Annotated in this window: 16 protein-coding genes; 6 read left to right on the top strand and 10 right to left on the bottom strand. The window is 61.6% G+C overall.

Annotation, left to right across the window (positions count from 1 at the left end; all coding sequences use genetic code 11):
• Window positions 1-154 precede the first annotated feature (154 nt).
• The 3 genes from GWE18_RS20850 to GWE18_RS20840 form a co-directional block, all read right to left on the bottom strand.
• Window positions 155-1,765: a benzoate-CoA ligase family protein gene (locus GWE18_RS20850; RefSeq protein WP_275187581.1), complete on the bottom strand. Its 1,611-nt coding sequence runs from the start codon at window positions 1,763-1,765 to the stop codon at window positions 155-157.
• Window positions 1,762-2,901, bottom strand: coding sequence for an FAD-dependent monooxygenase (locus tag GWE18_RS20845; protein WP_275187580.1), 1,140 nt, complete (start codon window positions 2,899-2,901; stop codon window positions 1,762-1,764). Before GWE18_RS20845 ends, GWE18_RS20850 begins: the two co-directional genes overlap by 4 nt.
• Window positions 2,902-3,116: 215 nt before the next feature.
• Window positions 3,117-3,326, bottom strand: a complete 210-nt coding sequence (locus GWE18_RS20840) for a hypothetical protein (RefSeq protein ID WP_275187579.1) — start codon at window positions 3,324-3,326, stop codon at window positions 3,117-3,119.
• Window positions 3,327-3,404: 78 nt separating this feature from the next.
• Here GWE18_RS20840 and GWE18_RS20835 point away from each other — a divergent pair, with 78 nt between their 5' ends.
• Window positions 3,405-3,611: a hypothetical protein gene (locus GWE18_RS20835; RefSeq protein WP_275187690.1), complete on the top strand. Its 207-nt coding sequence runs from the start codon at window positions 3,405-3,407 to the stop codon at window positions 3,609-3,611.
• A 261-nt stretch (window positions 3,612-3,872) separates the two neighbouring features.
• Here the strand turns inward: GWE18_RS20835 and GWE18_RS20830 are convergent, their stop codons facing one another.
• Window positions 3,873-4,046 carry a hypothetical protein gene (locus tag GWE18_RS20830; protein WP_275187578.1) on the bottom strand — a complete coding sequence of 58 codons (174 nt, stop codon included), beginning with the start codon at window positions 4,044-4,046 and terminating at the stop codon, window positions 3,873-3,875.
• Here GWE18_RS20830 and GWE18_RS20825 point away from each other — a divergent pair.
• Together GWE18_RS20825 and GWE18_RS20820 are read left to right on the top strand one after the other, a co-directional pair.
• Entirely contained in the window at window positions 4,039-5,145 is a 1,107-nt protein-coding gene (locus tag GWE18_RS20825) for an efflux RND transporter periplasmic adaptor subunit (protein WP_275187577.1), read from the top strand. The genes GWE18_RS20830 and GWE18_RS20825 overlap by 8 nt on opposite strands.
• Before the next feature lie 9 nt (window positions 5,146-5,154).
• Window positions 5,155-8,319, top strand: coding sequence for an efflux RND transporter permease subunit (locus tag GWE18_RS20820; protein ID WP_275187576.1), 3,165 nt, complete (start codon window positions 5,155-5,157; stop codon window positions 8,317-8,319).
• Between the two features lie 159 nt (window positions 8,320-8,478).
• On the opposite strand, the gene GWE18_RS20815 is transcribed toward GWE18_RS20820, so the two are convergent.
• The 3 genes from GWE18_RS20815 to GWE18_RS20805 form a co-directional block, all read right to left on the bottom strand.
• Window positions 8,479-9,480, bottom strand: coding sequence for an NADP-dependent oxidoreductase (locus GWE18_RS20815; RefSeq protein WP_275187575.1), 1,002 nt, complete (start codon window positions 9,478-9,480; stop codon window positions 8,479-8,481).
• Between the two features lie 92 nt (window positions 9,481-9,572).
• The gene (locus GWE18_RS20810) at window positions 9,573-10,889 is read right to left on the bottom strand and encodes a cyanophycin synthetase (RefSeq protein ID WP_275187574.1); all 1,317 of its coding nucleotides are present in this window, start codon (window positions 10,887-10,889) and stop codon (window positions 9,573-9,575) included.
• A complete protein-coding gene (locus tag GWE18_RS20805) occupies window positions 10,889-11,887 on the bottom strand; it encodes a hypothetical protein (RefSeq protein WP_275187573.1) in 999 nt (332 codons plus the stop codon). Before GWE18_RS20805 ends, GWE18_RS20810 begins: the two co-directional genes overlap by 1 nt.
• A gap of 289 nt (window positions 11,888-12,176) precedes the next feature.
• Between GWE18_RS20805 and GWE18_RS20800 the strand changes: the two genes are divergently transcribed.
• Together GWE18_RS20800 and GWE18_RS20795 are read left to right on the top strand one after the other, a co-directional pair.
• A complete protein-coding gene (locus tag GWE18_RS20800; protein WP_275187572.1) occupies window positions 12,177-12,950 on the top strand; it encodes a ferredoxin--NADP reductase in 774 nt (257 codons plus the stop codon).
• A gap of 452 nt (window positions 12,951-13,402) precedes the next feature.
• Window positions 13,403-15,034: an FMN-binding glutamate synthase family protein gene (locus tag GWE18_RS20795; RefSeq protein ID WP_275187571.1), complete on the top strand. Its 1,632-nt coding sequence runs from the start codon at window positions 13,403-13,405 to the stop codon at window positions 15,032-15,034.
• A 184-nt stretch (window positions 15,035-15,218) separates the two neighbouring features.
• On the opposite strand, the gene GWE18_RS20790 is transcribed toward GWE18_RS20795, so the two are convergent.
• From GWE18_RS20790 to GWE18_RS20780, 3 genes are all read right to left on the bottom strand, one after another.
• Window positions 15,219-17,132, bottom strand: coding sequence for a carbohydrate porin (locus tag GWE18_RS20790; RefSeq protein WP_275187683.1), 1,914 nt, complete (start codon window positions 17,130-17,132; stop codon window positions 15,219-15,221).
• Between the two features lie 541 nt (window positions 17,133-17,673).
• The gene (locus GWE18_RS20785; protein WP_275187570.1) at window positions 17,674-17,934 is read right to left on the bottom strand and encodes a hypothetical protein; all 261 of its coding nucleotides are present in this window, start codon (window positions 17,932-17,934) and stop codon (window positions 17,674-17,676) included.
• Window positions 17,935-18,087: 153 nt separating this feature from the next.
• On the bottom strand, window positions 18,088-18,909 hold the full coding sequence (locus tag GWE18_RS20780; protein ID WP_275187569.1) for a creatininase family protein: 822 nt from the start codon (window positions 18,907-18,909) through the stop codon (window positions 18,088-18,090).
• Between the two features lie 141 nt (window positions 18,910-19,050).
• Between GWE18_RS20780 and GWE18_RS20775 the strand changes: the two genes are divergently transcribed.
• Entirely contained in the window at window positions 19,051-20,070 is a 1,020-nt protein-coding gene (locus tag GWE18_RS20775) for an ABC transporter substrate-binding protein (RefSeq protein WP_275187568.1), read from the top strand.
• Window positions 20,071-20,087 lie beyond the last annotated feature (17 nt).

Here is a 20,087-nt window from a genome sequence, read left to right as displayed (position 1 = left end):
GGCGCCAAAAACTCCGCTGTCGTCCCGGCGAACGGCGGGACCCATACCGCGTGATCTCTCGTTAAGGCGTTCTGGTCGTCACCTATCATAATTGCCGGCGCCGGTGGTTATGGGTCCCTGCGTTCGCAGGGACGACATCGAGTTTGTAGCTCCGCTACATCTTGATCAACGCCTGACGGTCGATCTTGCCCGTGCCGGTCTTCGGCAATTCCGCAATGAACCGGATCTCGCGCGGATATTTGTACGGCAGCAGCTTCGCCTTGACGTAATCCTGCAGCTTCCGCGTAGCGTCCTTGCTGTCGAACTCGCCCTTGTTCATCACCACAACCGCCTTCAGCGTCATGCGTCTATCAGGTAGTTCGGCCGCGAACACCGCGCATTCCCTGATGTCCGGGTGCTCGGCCAGGCACAGCTCGACCTCCAGCGGATAGACCCACTGACCTGAAATCTTGATCAGGTCGTCGGCGCGGCCGCGGAAGAAATGGAAACCGTCGGCATCGCGTTGGAAACGGTCGCCGGTGTAGATCCACCCCTCCTCGCGAATGGTTTCTGCCGATTTGTCGGGCCGATTCCAGTAGAGCGGCGTGTTGGAATCGCCGCGCACCCACAAAATGCCTTCCTCATTGTCGCCGACCTCGCGGCCGTCCTTGTCTCTGAGCAGGATTTCGTAGCCGGGGACGCGCAGGCCCGCGGCGCCGAGCTTTTTCCTCTCGGGGCGGTTGGAGAGATAGATGTGCAGCACTTCGGTCGAGCCGAGGCCCTCGATGATCTCAAGGCCCGTCAGCGCCTTCCAGCCGTTGAAGACTTCCGCCGACAGCACCTCGGCGGCCGACAGCGCCATCCGCAGCGACGAGAAGTCGGTGGCGGCCGCGCCCTCGGCCTTGGTCAGCGAGGTGTAGAGCGTCGGCAATCCGTAGAATACCGACGGCCGATATTTTTCGATCGCCTCGAAGATCGCGGCCGGTTTCGGCTGGCCGGGCAGCAGCAGGGTCGCCGCGCCGACCGAGAAGGGAAAGGTGATGGCATTGCCAAAGCCGTAGGCGAAGAAGATCTTCGGCACCGAGAAGCAGATGTCATCGGGCGTAAGCTTGAGCACGTTGCGTGCGAACGCCCGCTCGCTATAGGCCATGTCGTGTTGTAGATGCACGATGCCCTTGGGACGTCCGGTCGAGCCTGACGAATACATCCAGAACGCCATGTCGTCGCGCTTGGTGTCGGCTTCCGTTAGATCGGCCGGGAAACCTTGCAGCCATTGTTGCGCAACGAAAGTTTTCGGCACGACGTGTTCGCCCGCTGCGCCATTGACCACGACGAGGGTTTTAAGCGGCGTGTCCTTGCAGGCCTCCGCGTTGAACCGCGACGCAAACTCGGCCTCCGCGACTGCTACCGCCGCGCCGGCGTCCGAGAGATAGAACTGTAGCAGTTCCGGCGGCGTCAGCGTGTTGATCAACAGCGGCACGAAACCCGAGCGCACCGCGCCGAAAAACGCCGCAGGATAGGCCGGCGTGTCGTCGAGGAACATCAGGATGCGGTCGCCGCGCTTCAAGCCCAGCGACTGAAAGCCGTGCCCCCATTGCGACGCCTCGGCGCAGAGCTGCGCATAGGTGCGCGTGCCGCCGGGGCCGGTCAGCGCCAACCGGTCGCCACGGCCCTGGGCGAGATTGTCGAACAGGATGCTGCTGGCGTTATAGCTTTCGGGAATCGAAAAGCCGATCTCGCGCGCGCCCGGATTGTCGCGGGGTACCAAATCTAAAATCATTGTCATGCCTGGCTCCCGGTCTTCTTTTCCGCCTCGTAGCGCGCCATGAATTCCGGCGACATCGCACGCAGCCGGGCGTCGGCGATCCGCCCCGAGCGGGTGATGTAGCTATAGGCGAAATCCATCAGGTCGAGCTTCATGTGCTCGGGGAAGTGTTCGTACCAGTCGGCGCTGGTGCGCGCCGCCGTCACCAGCTTCTGCACGATCGGCTTGCGTTCGGCCTGGTAGCGGGCAAGGCCTGCCGGAATCTCCGTCTCCGCCTCCAGCGCCTTGGTCAGCGCGATCGCGTCTTCGATGGCGAGCCGCGTTCCCGAGCCGATCGAGAAATGCGCGGTATGCAGGGCGTCGCCGATCAGCACCATGTTGCCGTGCGACCAGTTTTCGTTCCAGATCCAGGGAAAATTGCGCCACACCGATTTGTTCGATACCAGCGCATGGCCGTCGAGCGTGCTTGCGAATATCTCCTCGCAGATCGCCTGCGACTGCTCGATCGACTTGTGCTCGAAGCCGTAGGCCTGCCAGGTCGCCGCATCGCATTCGACCAGGAACGTGCTCATCGAGGGTGAGTAGCGGTAGTGGTGCGCGTTGAACGATCCCAGGGCGGTCTTCACGAAAGTCTGCGACAGGGTGGCAAAACGTTTGCTGGTGCCATACCAGGCGAACTTGTTGGTCGAGTGCGAAACCGTGGCGCCGAATTCCTTCTCAAAGCCGCGGCGCACCAGCGAGTTCAGCCCGTCGGCGGCGACGATGAGGTCATATCCCCTGAGCTCGTCGATCGACTGGATCGTGGTGTCATACCGCGCGGTGACGCCTGCCGCGCGCACGCGTTGCTGCAGGATGGTCAGCAGTTCGAGCCGGCCGATCGAGGAGAAGCCGATGCCGTCGATCTCGACGCTTTGGCCATGCAGATTGAGCGTGATGTTCTTCCAGCTCTCCATCCGCGGCGTGATGGCGTCGACGGTTTCATGATCGTCGGCGCGCAGAAATTCCAGCGCCTGCTCGGAAAACACCACACCGAAACCCCAGGTCGCGCCTTCCGGGTTCTGTTCGAACAGGTCGATATGCGCGTCCGGATGACGCCGCTTCCAGAGATAAGCGAAGTAGAGGCCGCCGGGGCCTCCGCCGATGACGGCGATACGCACGTCTTCCTCCCCATTTGACAGTATACTGATTAATTTGGGCCGGAGACTAATCCGCGCCGGAAATTTGCGCTACAGAAAAATTGGCGGGAAGCGCAGGTTTGGGGCCGGTCCCGATGCTTCAGGACCGGGCACATGGCGTGCTTTAGCCCGGTTCCATCCGCGAACGGTTGTCCGCTCTGCGGCGGCTCACCAGACCTTTGACGGAGCGCGTGGGCTCAGGTGCAGCGGCGGACCCTCACGCCGTCTACCCATACGGTCCTGCAAACCACGGCTGGTTTGCGGACGACGACCGCGCCGCGAGGTCCGGCGCAGCCGGCGCGATAGACGCCCCTGGCGCATACTGCGGCATTGGCTTCAGTCGATTCAAAAGTCATGGTGGTGCCCAAGGCGAAGAGGGCGGATGCAGTGATCAGCAAGTAACGCATGTTGATCTCCCGGACTTGTACTGTTGGTATTCAGTCTGGAAATTTTCTTACTGAAAGCCTTTTTGGAAGGTTCTGCGGATGGCTGTCGCGGCGTGCGCGCACGCCGATCTCGCTTGGTTGCCGGCCGGCAGCGTCATGTTGTTCGGCGTCATACTCCTGTTACTGAACTTCCTCGACGGTCTCTACAAGCTCGCCAAGCTTGATTGGCATATCCCGGTTCGCCTTGTTCAGTTGATCCTCGCCTTTCGCGGAGGCGGCAGCACGCTGGAGCAACGCGCCATGTAATCGGAGCGGCACTGGGACTTGATTGCGTCGCGTTGCGACTGGCTCGGCGCTTGCGCAAGCGCCGGCGCTGCAGTTGCGAATATCGCGGCCGCCAGTAGCGGGCCAAGTTTTCTCGCGCGCGTCAATATGTTGATCATTTGAAAAATCCTTTTGTCGTCGCCGCAAGCCGCCGCGTCAACCGAAGTGAAATGTGCCTACGAAAAAAATCGGGCTGCATCATTTTCGCTTTCCGGTTCCGCTGCAAGCGGATTGTTGCTATTTTCATGGGGTGGCGGAAAGCCAGTTTTTGAATAAAGCCTTTTCCAGAACAAAACCTATTGGGGCACTGAAAATGAAGGCTTCGCGTTCGCCTGCACGCTTGAGATCATTCGGCATCGCCGGACAAGGGGGCGCGATCGCCTGCCGGTCAGCTTTCGCGATTGCGGCGATGGGCATCTTAAGTGCCTGCGAACAAAATACTTTTGTCCCGCCGCCGCCGCCGAAGGTCGAAGTCGCGCCGCCGGTGCAGCGGCCTTTCACGCGCTATCTGGAAACGACCGGCAATACCGCCGCGATCAAGAATGTCGATCTGGTTGCGCGCGTGCAGGGCTTTCTGCAATCGATCAACTACAAGGACGGCGCCTTCGTGAAGGAGGGCACATCCCTGTTCACGATCGAGCCTGACACTTACAAGCTCAAGCTCGAACAAGCGCAGGCTGCGGAAAGCGGCGCGCAGGCATCGGTGAGACAGACCGAGGCGGACTTCAAGCGCCAGCAAGAGCTGGTGCAGCGGCAGGCCGTTTCCCAGGCCACGCTGGATAATTCCACGGCGGCGCGCGACAACGCGCAGGCGAGCCTGCTGCAGGCGCAGGTCAACACCAAGATCGCGGCGGTCAATTATGGTTACACCAATGTGGTCGCGCCGTTCGACGGCGTCGTCAGCGCGCATCTCGTCTCCGTCGGCGAACTCGTCGGCGCGTCGTCGCCGACGCAACTCGCCACCATCGTGGCGCTCGATCCCATCTATGTGAATTTCAACGTCAATGAACAAGACGTGCTGCGGATCCGCGAGGAAGCCCGCCGGCGCGGGATGACGGCGGACGATCTCAGGCAGTTACCGGTCGAGGTCGGGCTGCAGACCGAGACCGGCTTTCCGCACAAGGGCAGACTCGACTATGCCGTCACAACGCTCAACCAGTCGACCGGTACGCTTCCCGTGCGCGGCGTGCTGCCCAATTCGGACCGTGCCCTGTTGCCCGGATTCTTTGTCCGGGTCCGCGTACCCCTGGATCAGGTGCAGAACGCGCTGTTCGTGCCTGATGTCGCCCTCGGCAGCGATCAGTCTGGACGCTACGTGCTGATCGTGAACGGCGAAAACATCGTCGAACAGCGCAAGGTGCGCGTCGGGCCGCTGGAAGGCGAGCTGCGCGTCATTGAAGAAGGCCTGAAGGCCGACGACCGCGTCATTACCGCCGGGCTGTTGCGCGCGATTCCCGGCCAGAAGGTCGATCCGCAACTGAAGAAAGTCGAAGCGCAGCCGGCAGCGGCCAAGTAGGAGCCGGCCATGATTTCAAAATTCTTCATCGAGCGGCCCGTCCTTTCCAACGTCATCGCTATCCTGATGATCCTGATCGGCGGCGTCTGCCTGTTCCGGCTCGCCGTCGCGCAATATCCCGACGTCGTGCCGCCGACGGTGCAGGTCACCACCCGCTATCCCGGCGCCAGCGCGAAAACCGTGATCGACACGGTGGCGCTGCCGATCGAGCAGCAGGTCAACGGCGTCGAGGACATGCTTTACATGCAGTCCTATAGCGGCGCCGACGGCTCCTATTCGCTGACGGTTACGTTCAAGATCGGCACCGACCTCAACTTTGCGCAGGTGCTGGTGCAGAACCGGGTGTCGAGTGCGCTGTCGCAGTTGCCGCAATCGGTGCAGAACCAGGGCGTCACCGTGCAGAAGAGGTCGACGGCGATCCTCTTGTTCGTGACGCTGACGTCGCCGAAAGCGACCTATGACAGTCTGTTCCTGAGCAACTACGCCACCATCAACATCCGCGACGAGCTGTCGCGTTTGCCCGGCGTCGGCAATGTCACCGTGTTCGGCGCCGGTCAATATTCGATGCGGGTCTGGCTTGATCCGAACAAGCTGCAGGCGCGCAACCTGATGCCGCAGGATGTCATCTCCGCAATCCAGCAGCAGAGTCAGCAGGTCACCGCCGGCCAGATCGGAGCGCCGCCGGCGCCAGCGGGGCAAGCGTTTCAGTATACGCTGAACGTCAGCGGGCGGCTCGATGACACCACCGAGTTCGAAAACGTGATCGTCAAGACCGGCAGCAGCGGCGACGTCACGCGCGTGCGCGACGTCGGCTGGGTCGAGCTCGGCGCCCAGACCTACAGCCAGATGTTCTCGCTCAACAATAAGCCAGCCACCGGCATCGGCGTGTTCCAGTCGCCGGGCGCCAACGCGCTCGAAGTCGAGCAGGCGGTTCAGAAAAAAATGGCGGAGCTGGCGAAGGGATTCCCGCAGGACATCAAGTACGACACGCCGTTCAACACCACCAAGTTCGTCTCCGAATCGATCAACGAGGTCTACAAGACGCTGATCGAGGCCGGCCTGCTCGTTCTCGTCGTGATCCTGATCTTCCTGCAGGACTGGCGTGCGATGCTGGTGCCGGCGACCACGGTGCCGGTCACGATCATCGGCGCGTTTGCGGCGATGGCGGCGCTCGGCTTCACCGTCAACATCTCGACGCTGTTTGCGATCGTGCTCGCGATCGGCATCGTCGTGGATGACGCGATCGTCGTGGTCGAAGGTGCCGCTCATAACATCGAGAAAGGCATGTCCGGCCATGACGCCGCGATCAGCGCGATGGACGCGCTGTTTGCGCCGATCGTCGGCATCACGCTGGTGCTGGTGTCGGTGTTCTTGCCGTCGGCGTTCCTGCCGGGATTGACGGGGCGGATGTATGCGCAGTTCGCGCTGGTCATCGCCGCCACCGCGCTGCTCAGCGCCATCAACGCGGCGACGCTGAAGCCGACGCAGTGCGCGCTATGGCTGCGCCCGCCCGCGCCGCCGGAGCAGCGCAACTTCTTCTACCGCGGCTTCAACGCGGTCTATAACCGTATCGAAGCCTGGTATGGCCGGCTGATCAGCCGGCTGGTCGCGCATAGCAACGTTTCGGTAATCTGCGCGCTGATCCTGATCGCGATCGGCGGTTATGGCCTGTCGCGGGTGCCGACCGGCTTTATCCCGATCGAGGATCAGGGCTATCTGCTGGTGGCCGTGCAACTGCCCGACGGCGCGTCGCTGGATCGAACCCAGCGTGTGCTGACGCGGGTCAGCGAAATAACGGGCAAGGCGGCGGGCGTCGAGCAGGTGATCGCCATTGCCGGCATCTCGGCGCTCGACAATTCTTCCAGCCTCGCCAATGCCGGCGTGGCCTATCTGATCCTGAAGGAGTGGAGCGCGCGCGGTGAGGGCGAGGATCTGCGATCGCTGTTCGTAGGACTAAACGAGAAGCTGTCCGTGATCGAGGAAGCGCGGATCCTGGTGGTCCCGCCGCCGCCGATCCAGGGCATCGGCAACGCTGCCGGCTTTGCGATGCAGGTGCAGCTCCGGGACGGCAATTCCGATTTCGGCAAGCTGCAGGCCATCACCAGCGCCATGGTCTCCAATGCGGCGACGCAGAGCGCGTTGCAGCGGGTCAGTTCGCCATTCCGTTCAATGGTGCCGCAGTTCGACGTCGAGGTTGACAGGGTCAAGGCCCAGACCATGCATGTCACGACCGATCAGATATTCTCGACATTGTCGTCCTACATGGGTTCGAGCTTCGTCAACCAGTTCAACAAGTTCGGCCGCACCTTCCAGGTCTACGCGCAGGGAGATGCGCAGTTCCGCCTGACGCCGCGCGATATCGAGAGGCTGACGGTGCGCAACAGCCAGGGTGACATGATCCCGCTCGGCGCGGTGGCGAAGATCACGCCTGCGGTCGGCCCGTCGCTGATCAGTCTCTACAATCTCTATCCGTCGGCAACCATCATCGGTCTGCCGGCCACGGGCTATAGCTCCGGCCAGTCGATGAATCTGATGGAAGAGATCGCCGCCAAGACACTGCCGCAGGGCACCGGCTTCGAATGGACGGCGATGTCGTACCAGGAGAAGGTCGTCGGCGGCCAAATCTACTGGGCGTTCGGTCTTGCTTTGCTGCTGGTCTATCTCGTACTGGCCGGGCAATATGAGAGCTGGTACGCGCCCATCTCGGTCATTCTGGCGGTGCCGTTGTCGTTGCTCGGCCCGATGGCGGTGCTGACGGGATTGAGGATCGAGAACAACCTCTATACCCAGATCGGCATCATCCTCTTGATCGCGCTGTCGGCCAAGAATGCGATCCTGATCGTGGAGGTCGCGCTCGAACTCCACGTGCGCGACCGCAAGCCGCTGCTGGAATCCGCTGTCAACGCGGCGCGCGCCCGCTTTCGGCCGATCCTGATGACGTCGTTTGCCTTCATCCTCGGCGTCGTACCGCTTGTGCTCGCTACCGGCGCCGGCGCCAATGCGCGGAAGTCAATCGGCATCACCGTGTTTTCGGGCATGCTGGCCTCGACGTGTCTCGCCGTGCTGTTCGTGCCGACGTTCTTTGTCGTGATCCAGCGGTTCGAGAACTGGCTGAAGGAGCGGAAGGCGAAGAAGGCTGGGGTGGAGGCGGCGCAAGCGCCCGCAGCGCATTAGGCAACAATTTATCGGTCGTCCCTGCGAACGCAGGGACCCATAACCACAGGTTTTCATGGTTATGGCGAGCTGGAGCTCCAGCTCGTCGCCAAACTCGATGCGGTGGCTATGGGTCCCGGCTCGCGCTTCGCTTGGCCGGGACGACGGCTGATAGAGAGTCTACACCCTCACCATCCTCTTGCCGCGGTTTTCGCCGGCGAGCAGGCCGATCAGCGCTTTCGGCGTGTTCTCGATCCCGTCGATCACGTCTTCCTGCACCTTCAATTTGCCTGACGCGACCCAGGACTGCAGGTCGGCGAGCGCCTGACCGCTCTGGTCCATGTAATCCATTACGATGAAGCCCTGCATGATGAGGCGCTTCACTACGATCAGGCCGGGCACGCCGCGCGGGCCATGGGCGGACGGCACGCCGTCATATTGCGAGATCGCGCCGCAGCAGGCGATGCGGCCGCGGTTGTTCATCAGCGAAAGGCAGGCCTCGAGAATGTCGCCGCCGACATTATCGAAATAGACGTCGATGCCCTTCGGCGCCGCGGCGCGCAGGGCCTTGAAGGTCGCGCCGTCCTTGTAATCGACCGCGGCGTCGAAGCCGAGTTCGGAAGTCAGCCACTGGCACTTGTCCTTGCCGCCGGCGATGCCGATGACGTTGCAGCCCTTGATCTTCGCGATCTGTCCGACGATCGATCCGACGGAGCCGGCAGCCGCCGAGACTACTACCGTCTCGCCTTCCCTCGGCTTGCCGACATGCAACAGACCAAAATAGGCGGTGAGACCCGCGATGCCGTAGACGCTGAGCAGATGTGTCATCGGCTCCATGTCAGGCATCTTGGTGAGATGCTTGGCTGATACTGCGGCATAATCCTGCCAGCCGGTGTCGCCGAATACGATATCGCCCGGCGCGAGACTTGAAGCCTTCGAGGCGACGACCTCTGCGATGCTGCCGCCCGCCATCACCGTGTTGGCCTCCACTGCGGCGCGATAGGTGGCGCCGTGCATCCATGCCCGGTTGGCGGCGTCGAGCGAGATATAGCGTGTCCGCACCAGCGCCTCGCCGTCTTTCGGCGCGGGCACGGTACCCTGGACCAGGTTGAAATGCTCAAGGCCGAGCTTGCCGCTCGGCTTTTCGACCAGCAGGATCTGACGATTGACGGTGTCGCTCATGATGTTCTCCCCTCGGTGTCGTTTTATTTTGGCCTATTCCGAATGTACTGGCCGCAGACGCGCCGTTCGACTGCGCGGATTGTGCGCCACGTTCAGAAAAACTCCAAATCCTCCGCGCGGCCGTCCTTGACGACGGTCGCGTATTCGATCGCCAGGAATAATCCACCGGCCACATATACGCTTCGCTTTTGGTGCCGAGCCATCTCCTGCGAAAGCCGCACCGCGTCTGCGATCGTCGCGGCGATATGAATGTTCGCCTTGGGATTGCCGCGCCGCGCCGCGGCCGCGATGGTTTGCGCGTCGGCTCCCTTGTGATGCGCTGCCGTACAAATGATCGTGTCAAAGGATGGCGCCAGCGCGCCGACGATTTCGTCGGCCCTTTTGTCGCGCGACGCACCGGTGACGAGAATCCAGCCGTCGCGGCCATGAATCGACATGAGGCTTGTAAGCGATTGCCGGATGCCATCAGGCGTATGGCCGACATCGATCACGGTGAGCGGGTCCCGCTGGATGGTTTCGAGGCGGCCGGGCCATCGCACTTCGCGCAGTCCGGCGCGTATCGCGGCTTCGATCCGGTCGGCAGCCTTGCGCGGCTGCTCGCGCTGCAGCCAGAGCAGAAACAGGGTGACCGCAATGGCTGCATTGTTGAACTGAAATGCGCCGGGCAGGTTCACTTCAAGGCGGCAATAATCATGATATCCGAACTGGAAATCAAAATGCTGATCTGAGGCCGCCACAGTCTCGTTGTCGATCCCGATCTCGTCGCGGACAAACAGCGAGGTGCGGCCCGCGCCGCGATTATGTTCGACGAGATGCGGCCGCAGGCCTCGGCAGTTCTCGCCATAGACGATCGTGCCGCCGGCGACGCAGGCGTCGCTCTTGTCGGAGGCGATCAATTCGAGCGAATTTCCGAGCAGTTCGACATGCTCGTAGTCAACAGAGGTGACGCAGGTCTCGCGCGCGCCCACCAGACGGACAGGATCGTAGCGGCCACCGATACCTGCCTCGAACACCGCGAAGTCGCATTGACTCTCCTGAAAGTGCAAACAGGCAAGCGCGAACAGTGCTTCGAAAGCGCCGAACTTCTCGTCCACACGCTTCGAGACGGTAGCGACAGCGGTTTCGACCCGCCGCTTCAGGCGCACGAGTGCGTCGTCGCCGATCTCGATGCCGTCGACCTGAATCCGTTCGTTGAAGCGAAAGAGATGCGGCGACGTGAACAGGCCGGTGCGCAGGCCGTAGGCGCGGCCGATAGCGGCGCACATCGCCGCCGTGCTGCCCTTGCCGTTCGAGCCGGCTACCACCACCGCGTTGCGCTGCAGCCGCGCGCGATCGATGGAAAGATGCGCGAGCAGCTCGGCCATGCGTGCGAGGCAGACGCCGTCGCCGTATTTCGGCAGGTCGAACACTACAGCAGTCCCACGGCGGAGAAGGTGTGATGCCAGATCTTCAGGATCAGGTCGCCGCGGCTGGAATCTTCCAGCAGCCGGATCGCCGGGTTGGAATTGATCTCGATGATCTCGATAGCATCGGGATTGCCGCCGATATCGACGAACATGTCGATGGCTGCGACGCGAAGCCCAATCGCGCGGGCGGCCTGCCGCGCCAGGGTGACGGCCGTTTCGGATGGCGCCGGCGCCAGCACCATCGTGCCGCCCGCGCTCAGATTCATGCGTCCGGGGATCTCGCGGCGTTCGCCCTTTGCCGGCACAGTATCGAGCGACGGATCCTGGTTCGGCAGCGAAGCAGGCGAGAGGCCGCGTGCGCGCAGGGCATCATTGTGGACGGTGAGCAATTCACGCATGGTGTGCACGCCGTCGCCCGATACGAATGGCGGATACTTTCGCGCGCAATAGAGCGCGTCGTCGTCGAGCAGGAAAATGCGATACTCTGTTGCATCGACGATCGGCTGGATCAGGACCGCGTCATAGTACTTCATCACGTCATCGAGATACCGGACGAGCGCCGCTTCACCGTGAACAGCCTCCGCGAAATCGCCGCGCGATCCCGTGAGCGGCTTGATGAAGGCCGCTCCACCCAATCTCCTGAAACAGTCGATGGCGTCGACGCGCTCATGGCCCGCCGGGCGATGCGCGCGGTGGCGGTCGTGCAGGAAGAAATATTCGCCGCCGAGCGCCGGCACACCGGCCTCTCGGAGAATCCTGCTGGCAAAAAACTTGTCCGACGCCAGCGTCGAAGCCGTCGCATTGTTCTGCGGATACCAGGAGCATCGGCCGGCGCCGAAATGAAGCAGCCTGTCGCGCGAGGCGACGCTGAATATCAATCCCGAGCCGCCGTCGAGGTCGCGAAATGCCAGCCCGAATTCGGCGCAGGCAAATTCGGCATAGACCGCCTGGTCCGGATAGAAGCCCGGTTTTCCCTTTCGAAACTCACTGGGGCTTCGCATGCGATCTCTTTTGAAACGTTCTTAATTCGATGTAGTCATTTATTGCCAGATCGGTGCCAAATTCAGCAAGTTAATTGCGCGAGAAAGCGTTAACGAAGCCAATCGAACCTTTTTGTAAAATAGACCGACTGCCATTCCGAGTTCTCAATTGTGCTGTGGGTCATATTGACTATGTGTGTCCCGTGCGCAAATGAAGCGCCAAATTGCCAATGATTTCGCTGATTTTTGGCACTTCGAGGCCCGAAGACCGAAACGTTCTACATCGAGACGTCAGGAAAAACGAAAACCCATGAGCGCATTCTATAGAGAGAAGGTTCTTGCTGTCCGGCACTGGACCGATACGCTTTTCAGCTTCCGAGCCACCCGTGATTCCGGTTTTCGCTTCCAGAACGGCCAGTTTGCGATGATCGGCCTCGAGGTCGAGGGCCGGCCCCTGCTGCGCGCCTACAGCATGGCGAGCGCCAATCACGAGGAAGAACTCGAATTCTTCTCCATCAAGGTCGCGGACGGGCCGCTGACCTCGAAGCTGCAGAAGATCCGCGAGGGCGACGAGATCCTGGTCGGCCGCAAGGCGACCGGCACGCTGATCACCGACAATCTGATTCCGGGCAAGCGCCTGCTGCTGCTGTCGACCGGCACTGGTCTCGCGCCGTTCGCGAGCCTGATCAAGGACCCCGATGTCTATGAGCGCTTCGAGACCATCGTGCTCGTGCATGGCTGCCGTCAGGTTTCCGAACTCGCCTATGGCGAGGAGCTGGTTGCCAAGCTGCGCGAGGACGAACTGTTCGGGCCGCTGCTGTCTGAGAAGCTGCTGTACTACCCGACGGTGACCCGCGAGCCGTTCCGCAACCGCGGCCGCATTACCGACCTGATCTCGTCCGAGCAGTTGTTCAACGACATCCATCAGCCTCCGCTCAACATCGAGACCGACCGCATCATGATGTGCGGCAGCCCGGGGATGCTGGAAGAGCTGAAGCAGATGTTCGAGTCCGGCGGCTTCCTCGAAGGCAGCCACAACACGCCCGGCCATTTCGTGATCGAGAAGGCGTTCGTCGAGCGCTGACAGTCTTGTAGCCCGGATGGAGCGAAGCGAAATCCGGGATCGCTTCATCCGCCACGAATCTGTCCCGGATTGCGCTTCGCTCCATCCGGGCTACGGGCTGCTGGGCCGATTGCGCCCAGTAGCCCGCCCCGTTCTCCCGCCGCTATGCCCGCTGGTGGGCTCACCGTAAGGTTTCTCTCGAACCGACGATCATATCCACGTGGCTGGCCCAGCATGGGCTGCAGGGCAAGATTCCGCACGAGATGCGGTTGCACAGCCACTGAGTGGCGGGCGCCGGACCGCTACGCTGCACTGCAAAAGGCGACAGGCTTATGTTAGCCTGGTGAAGCCGCCAACTATTTTTCCAGGCCGCCGTCACTTGCCTGAATGCCGCTCCGTATATCGTGTAGCGTTCGTTCCGGCGGTTGGACTAAGCTGGCGCCGGCGACGCGACAATCCGGCTGAGGGGTTCCATGGATACGCTGCTGCTTCCGTTCTCGCCACGCTACATTATTCTAACGGTCTGTGCCGTCGTCACGGCGTTGCTGATCGGCATCGGGATTTTCGACAATAATCTAAAAGTCTGGGAATTTCTGCTGGTGCCGATCGCGATCTTCGGCGCGCTCACGCTGCTCGGCATTCGTGATCTCCTGCAAAAGAATCACGCGGTCCTACGCAACTATCCGATCTCAGCGCACATCCGCTTCCTGCTAGAGGAAATCCGCCCCGAGATCCGGCAATACTTCTTCGAGAGCGAGAAGGACGGCATGCCGTTCTCCCGCGATACCCGCGCTCTGGTCTATCAGCGCGCCAAGATGGTGCTCGACAAGCGGCCGTTCGGCACCCAGCAGGACGTCTATCGCGATGGTTATGAATGGATGCACCATTCGATGGCGCCGAAGTCTCGTGCCGTAGAGCAATTTCGCGTCACCATCGGCGGACCCGACTGCACCAAGCCGTACTCGGCCTCGGTCTTCAACATCTCGGCGATGAGTTTTGGGGCGCTCAGCCCCAACGCGGTGCGGGCGCTAAATGGCGGTGCGAAGAAGGGCAGCTTTGCGCATGACACCGGCGAGGGCGGCGTCAGTCCTTACCACCGCGAACACGGCGGTGACATCATCTGGGAAATCGGCTCGGGCTATTTCGGCTGCCGCAACCGCGACGGCTCGTTCAACCCGGAGGAATTTGCTCGCGTCGCCAGCGACGATCAGATCAAGATGGTCGAACTCAAGATCAGCCAGGGCGCCAAGCCGGGGCATGGCGGGGTGCTTCCGGCGGCCAAGGTCTCTGAAGAGATCTCCAAAATTCGCGGTGTCCCCATGGGCGAGGATTGCATTTCGCCGGCCACGCACCGCGCGTTCTCGACGCCGCTGGAAATGATGGTCTTTATCGGCGAGATGCGACGACTGTCCGGCGGCAAGCCCGCCGGATTCAAGCTGTGCCTCGGTCATCCCTGGGAATTCCTGGCGATCTGCAAGGCGATGGTTCAGACCGGGATATATCCTGATTTCATTGTGGTCGACGGCAATGAAGGTGGCACCGGTGCTGCGCCGCTGGAATTCATGGACCATCTGGGGATGCCGATGCGCGAAGGCGTCAATTTCGTCCACAATGCACTGATCGGCATCAATGCGCGCGACCGGATCAGGATCGGCGCCGCCGGCAAGATCGCGACCGCATTCGACATGGCGCGAGCGATGGCGATCGGCGCCGACTGGTGCAACTCGGCGCGCGGCTTCATGTTTGCTCTCGGCTGCATCCAGTCGCTGAGTTGCCATACCGATCGATGCCCGACCGGCGTGAGCACCCAGGATCCGCTCCGCGCCCGCGCGCTGGTGGTGCCGGACAAGACCGCACGGGTCTACAATTATCACCACGCTACCCTGCACGCCCTGTCCGAACTTATCGCCGCCGCCGGCCTCGACCACCCGCGGCAATTGCGGCCGATCCATTTCTCGCAGCGATCCTCCACGAACGACACATTGTCGTTTGCGCAGCTCTATCCCTCGCTGCGTCCGGGCGAGTTGATAGAAGGCACCCAGGATCCGCGTTTCCGCGATGCCTGGGCGATGGCGCGCGCGGATTCGTTCCAGCCGGCGGGGTGAGCGTCACTCGGTTGGTGAGCACGTCTGTCACCGTCGTCCCTGCGAACGCAGGGACCCATACCGCGTGATCTATCGATAGGACAGAACGGCAAATATCCCTGCAAGAACAATTTTGGCCGGTGGCTATGGGTCCCTGCGTTCGCAGGGACGACAGAAGGTATCTGGACGTTCGCAGGGACGACGGTTAGAACTCCCCGTGGAAACGGCCGGAGAAGATGTGGACCGGGCCGCGGTCGGCATTGTAGGCGGGGTTCGTAATAAGCTGGTAGTCGGCGGTGAACGTGAAGTTCTTGTCGATGGCGTAGGCGTAGTAGGTCTCGAGGATTCGTTCGTTGCTGTAGTTGAGACGGCCGTCGCCGATCAGCAGGCCGAGACCGCCGGCCGCCAGGAAATCGCGGTGCGTGCCGGAAAGTCCGTTGATCGCACCGCCCAGACCGAATGTATCGCTCGGGCGTCCCCAATAGCTGCCCTTGACCGACAGGCCTGCCGAGACGCTGCGGTCGATGTCGGTAAACGACAGGATTTCGTTGCGGCCGTCGTTCCAGCTCGCGCGGGCGAACAGGCCGACATCCGTCATGATCTGTTGCTCGGCGTTGACGTAGAATCCGTATTTGAGATTTTGGCGCCGGATGTCTGTCATGACGTTGTTGATATCGAGCGCCGGGTCTGCGGCGCTGATCGCCAGCGCGTTGCGGTAGTTGCCGGTATTGCCGCGATTGGCGAAGATGCCGAGCCGCAATTTGCCGGGCTGGTCGAACACAGTATGACGTTCTTCGAATTCGACAACAGCTCCGCCGGTCTTGAAGGTGAGGACATCGCTGTTGGGAGCCGAGGGTACCTGAAACAGGCCCGCGCGGACTGCCCAATCCTTGCGATTGAGTTCGACCACGGCGCCGCGGGTAAATCCGGGGAGATCGGCCGGAAAGTCATAGGCCGCGGCCGCCCACATTGCCCAGTTCATGAAATCCACACGCGGGTCTTTTGCGTAGGAATTGCCGTCAAAAAAATCTCCGACGGCAAATCGTCCGACCGTCACCGTGACCCGATCGATGTCGCGCTTGCCCGGCAGCTGATTGGCAGCATCGGCTACTTCTTCCTGTTCGCCGCCGAGCCCGAACGTTTGCCGGAAGAAATAGCGCTGTGCGCGGAATCTCGGATATTCGGCGCCGCCTTTTTGCGCTTCGCCGTTGGAAAAACCTGCCAAGCCTAGTGTACCGCCGATTCCAAAGCCCTGCGCAAGCTCCGGACCAAAATAGAACTCTCCGCCGTCCCACAACCGCCAGCCGAGAAAGGCTCCGACCGTCCAGGTCTCTCTGACGCGTCCGGCGCCCGGCAGGCTGTTCGTACCCTGATACGGCGAGCGGAAGCTCGGATAGCCCTGCGGAAGGAATGTCGTCTGGGCGTGGACGTTCCAGTCCCTGGACGCGGGAGGGGTGGGTGGCCTGATGGCGTAATCGCTTGATGTCGCGGAGCCCGGCCCGTCCCAGATCCTGTAGTTCAATCCGAGCTTGACCGTATGGATCTTCGGATCGACCCTGACGTCCGGCAGCGGCACGTCCGCAAGCCCATAGGCTCGGGCTCCCAGATCGATGTAGTCGTATTCGAGTTTTGCGCTCCATCTGGCATCGGCGGCATACTCGACGCCAGCGCCTGCGGTCCAGCCGAGATGTGTATGCCCGCGCGTAGATAACACGCTTCCATCGACATCATTGATGTCGACATGGGCCCTGGCCCAGGCGACGCCGCCGGTCACATAGGGCAATAGCGTTCCGAAGGCGTAACCGACGCGGCCCCGGGCCGTGGCAATATAGTCGAAGGTCGTGTTGAAGGGAGCCGGCGCAAGCCTCGGACGATCAAGCGTGCTCAGGAACGAAACATCGGCCTCAGTGCCCAACACCAGGTTGTTCGGGAGCTGAAAATTGTAGCCGGCCTGATAGCCGCCGATCAGGCCGGTGATGCTGTGGGGAAAAAACACGCCTTGCAACGGCAGGGGGTTGGTATCAGGGCCGAAGCTGCCGCCGCCATAACCGACATGGCCGCCGAGATAGAAGCCGGTCCAGCTATAAACAGCTCTAACAGCCGGCGCCTTGAGGGACATGTCGGCAGCGTTGGCAACGCCACTCCATGCGAGCAGGCTGAAGCCCAGGCCAGCCAACAAGGAATCTCGGGATCGGCTGCGGCGGGTCATCGTGCGGGCACTCTCGGCGCTGACATTCCGGCGGTCGCTCTTATCACTGCTGATTTGCCGGCGCGCTAGCACCAAAGAAATCGCATGAAATCACCGGCCCAAGCCCCTTTTTGTGGATTAGCGGCTGTTCCCGGCCGAAAGCCGGATCGGCAGGAGCGCAATCCGCTCTGCAAGCTTTGTTGGGAGCAGTTCGCAATTGCAAGAAGGATTGAACCGTTTCGTCTAAATGACATCGTCGCGTGACGTGCGTGCAACATACCGGGCCTGGCCAGGGCGATGGTTCGCAAAAGGTTGACCCGCCCGGGGGGACAACCGGGCGGGTCGGGTTCGGCACGGGGGTGGATGAGGCGCCCGTGCCGGACGCAAATCCACGAGAAGCGTTTTCAGGGTCTGAAGTGGTTTGCTTGGAAAGAAGACGCCTCTCAAACAGAAACCAAGTCAGCCGAAGAAATCAGTAACCGCAGGTACGCACGCGGCCGATGTAATTGCCGAAGGCGTCGAACTGGCGAACCCAGCCGCAGCGGCGATAGCCGTCGTAGTAATAGCCGGGGCCAGAAGCGGCGATTGCGGTGCCGACGACAGCGGCGCCAACGAGGCCGGCTCCAACACCCCAGTGCAGCGGCTTGGCTTGCGCCTGGGTGGTGGAAGCGATCGTGCCGGTAACGGCAAGGGTAGCGAGAGCGAGAGCGGCGAACTTGGTCTTGATCGACATGGAAGTCTCCATCCTGTGTTAGGCGGCCATTGTGGTCCGCATGCCCAGTTGGACGGAGGCTCCTCGAGAGCGGTTCGAGGTTGTGGCTGGAAATATGGTTTCGTCGTTTATTTATTCGATATTTCAGATGGTTACGAGAATAGATCCTCGATTCTATGCTTTACGAAGAAACAATTCCGGATCGAATTTGTCGACATCGTCGAGCAATTCGCAGAATGCACGCGCGCCGTGATCGAGCAATTGTTCGCCTTTCTCCGCGGAGGCTTTGGTGGCGTCGCCGACCGCGCCGCTTTCATTGAGGTCCTGCGCCTGCCACGCGAAGGGGACTGGCCGATGCGCCGAGAGCCAACGAAATTTCTTCTCCATCGCGATGCTGGCGGGACGAAAATCGGCGATCGCTTCCTTGCGCACGGTGTGCGGATAGCGCGCTAGCATGATCGACGTCTCGACCGCGCCGCCATGAATGCCGTGACGCAATTCTTCTGCGGAAAACAATCCATACGGCACGCCGAAGCGCGACCAGCTCGTCGTCACCACGAGCAGCCCGTGATGGGCGCGCAGATCCTGCGCCACCAGCGACATCGCCGCGCTGTTGCCGCCATGGCTCGTCACGATCACGAGCTTGCGGATTCCGGACCGCGCAACGCTCTCGCCGATCGCCATCCACTCCTTCAACGCGACCTCGGTCGGCAGCGTCTGCGTGCCCGCATAGTCGATATGCTCGGTGGAGATGCCGACCGGCTGCAGCGGCAGAAAGGTGACGGGAAGCGCGACAGGCAACAGCTCGCGCACCCGCGCCAGATAGGCCTCGCCGATCAGGACGTCGGTTTCCAGCGGCAGATGCGGGCCGTGCTGCTCGGTGGCCGCCAGCGGCAGCACCGCGATCCACCGGGCGGCGTCGGCCTTGGTGCCGGCCTTGGCGATGTCGGGCCAGCGGATGTCGGTCCAGTCGCGGGGCGGAACGGTTGGGGCCATCGAGCGAAGCGTTTCTTTGGATGGATTTGCAGGGTAGTTTGTTATTGCGGGGATTGGTCAGATCCCTGGACCAAACCCTTAGGGAACGCAATCAACGCCACAGCCCCCATCATGGGCCAGAACGATCGACGGAGTCCAATCATGAACCCGGCCTTTTTGCCGCGAGCGTTAACCGCAGCTCTTCTGGCGCTTGTTGCGGCGCTGGTCCCAGCGCGCGCCGAGACCCTCGACAAGGTGTCATTTGGAACCAACTGGGTCGCGGAGGCCGAACATGGCGGCTTCTTCCAGGCGGTGGCCGACGGCACCTACAAGAAATACGGCCTCGACGTCACCATCGTGCCGGGAGGCCCCAACACCAACAACCGCATCCTGCTGACCGCCGGCAAGCTTGATTTCTTCATGAGCGCGAACACGCTGCAATCGTTCGACGCCGTCGCCAACAACGTGCCGCTGATCGCGGTCGCCGCGATCTTCCAGAAGGATCCGCAGGTCTTCCTGACCCATCCGGAAAGCAAGATCACCAAGCTTGAAGATCTCAAGCCGCTGACGCTGCTGGTCTCCAAGGAAGGCGTGGCCAGCTACTTCCAGTGGCTGAAATCGGAATACGGCTTCAGCGAGAGCAAAGTAAAACCCTACACCTTCAATCCGCAGCCCTTTATCGTGAACAAGCAGAGCGCGATGCAGGGTTACGTTACCTCCGAGCCCTTCGCCATCGAGAAGGCGGCGGGGTTCAAGCCCGGTGTGATTCTGCTCGCCGATCACGGTTTCAACGCCTATTCGACGCTGATCGAGACCCGACGCGAAATCGTCGACAAGAAGCCGGACCTGGTGCAGCGCTTTGTCGATGCCTCCGCCATCGGCTGGTACAACTATCTCTACGGCGACAATTCCGCCGGCAACGCGATGATCAAGAAGATCAACCCCGAAATGACCGACGAGCTACTCAGCTATTCCGTCGCCAAGATGAAGGAATACGGCATCGTCGATTCCGGCGACACCTTGCGCGACGGCATCGGCGCCATGAATGACGCACGGGTGGCGAGCTTCTTCGACAAGATGGTGCGGGCCGGCGTGGTTCGCCGCGATATCGACTACCGTCAGGCCTACACGTTGCGCTTCGTCAACAAGGGCGTCGGTGTCGATCTGCGGCCGAAGAACTGACCGGGAATGGCCGAGCC

Origin of the sequence: Bradyrhizobium sp. CSA112, from assembly GCF_029051645.1 — a bacterium.
In the GTDB taxonomy this organism is placed as follows: Bacteria; Pseudomonadota; Alphaproteobacteria; order Rhizobiales; family Xanthobacteraceae; genus Bradyrhizobium.
Note: the sequence above shows the minus strand (reverse complement) of the source record. Positions and strands in the feature narration are given on the sequence as shown.

Bases quoted from the DNA above. Each gene is read 5' to 3' on its own strand.
- GWE18_RS20850 (WP_275187581.1), bottom strand. From the start codon at position 1,765: ATGACAATGATTTTAGATTTGGTACCCCGCGACAATCCGGGCGCGCGC.
- GWE18_RS20840 (WP_275187579.1), bottom strand. From the start codon at position 3,326: ATGCGTTACTTGCTGATCACTGCATCCGCCCTCTTCGCCTTGGGCACC.
- GWE18_RS20835 (WP_275187690.1), top strand. From the start codon at position 3,405: ATGGCTGTCGCGGCGTGCGCGCACGCCGATCTCGCTTGGTTGCCGGCC.
- GWE18_RS20825 (WP_275187577.1), top strand. From the start codon at position 4,039: ATGGGCATCTTAAGTGCCTGCGAACAAAATACTTTTGTCCCGCCGCCG.
- GWE18_RS20830 (WP_275187578.1), bottom strand. From the start codon at position 4,046: ATGCCCATCGCCGCAATCGCGAAAGCTGACCGGCAGGCGATCGCGCCC.
- GWE18_RS20820 (WP_275187576.1), top strand. From the start codon at position 5,155: ATGATTTCAAAATTCTTCATCGAGCGGCCCGTCCTTTCCAACGTCATC.
- GWE18_RS20815 (WP_275187575.1), bottom strand. From the start codon at position 9,480: ATGAGCGACACCGTCAATCGTCAGATCCTGCTGGTCGAAAAGCCGAGC.
- GWE18_RS20805 (WP_275187573.1), bottom strand. From the start codon at position 11,887: ATGCGAAGCCCCAGTGAGTTTCGAAAGGGAAAACCGGGCTTCTATCCG.
- GWE18_RS20800 (WP_275187572.1), top strand. From the start codon at position 12,177: ATGAGCGCATTCTATAGAGAGAAGGTTCTTGCTGTCCGGCACTGGACC.
- GWE18_RS20795 (WP_275187571.1), top strand. From the start codon at position 13,403: ATGGATACGCTGCTGCTTCCGTTCTCGCCACGCTACATTATTCTAACG.
- GWE18_RS20790 (WP_275187683.1), bottom strand. From the start codon at position 17,132: ATGTCCCTCAAGGCGCCGGCTGTTAGAGCTGTTTATAGCTGGACCGGC.
- GWE18_RS20785 (WP_275187570.1), bottom strand. From the start codon at position 17,934: ATGTCGATCAAGACCAAGTTCGCCGCTCTCGCTCTCGCTACCCTTGCC.
- GWE18_RS20780 (WP_275187569.1), bottom strand. From the start codon at position 18,909: ATGGCCCCAACCGTTCCGCCCCGCGACTGGACCGACATCCGCTGGCCC.
- GWE18_RS20775 (WP_275187568.1), top strand. From the start codon at position 19,051: ATGAACCCGGCCTTTTTGCCGCGAGCGTTAACCGCAGCTCTTCTGGCG.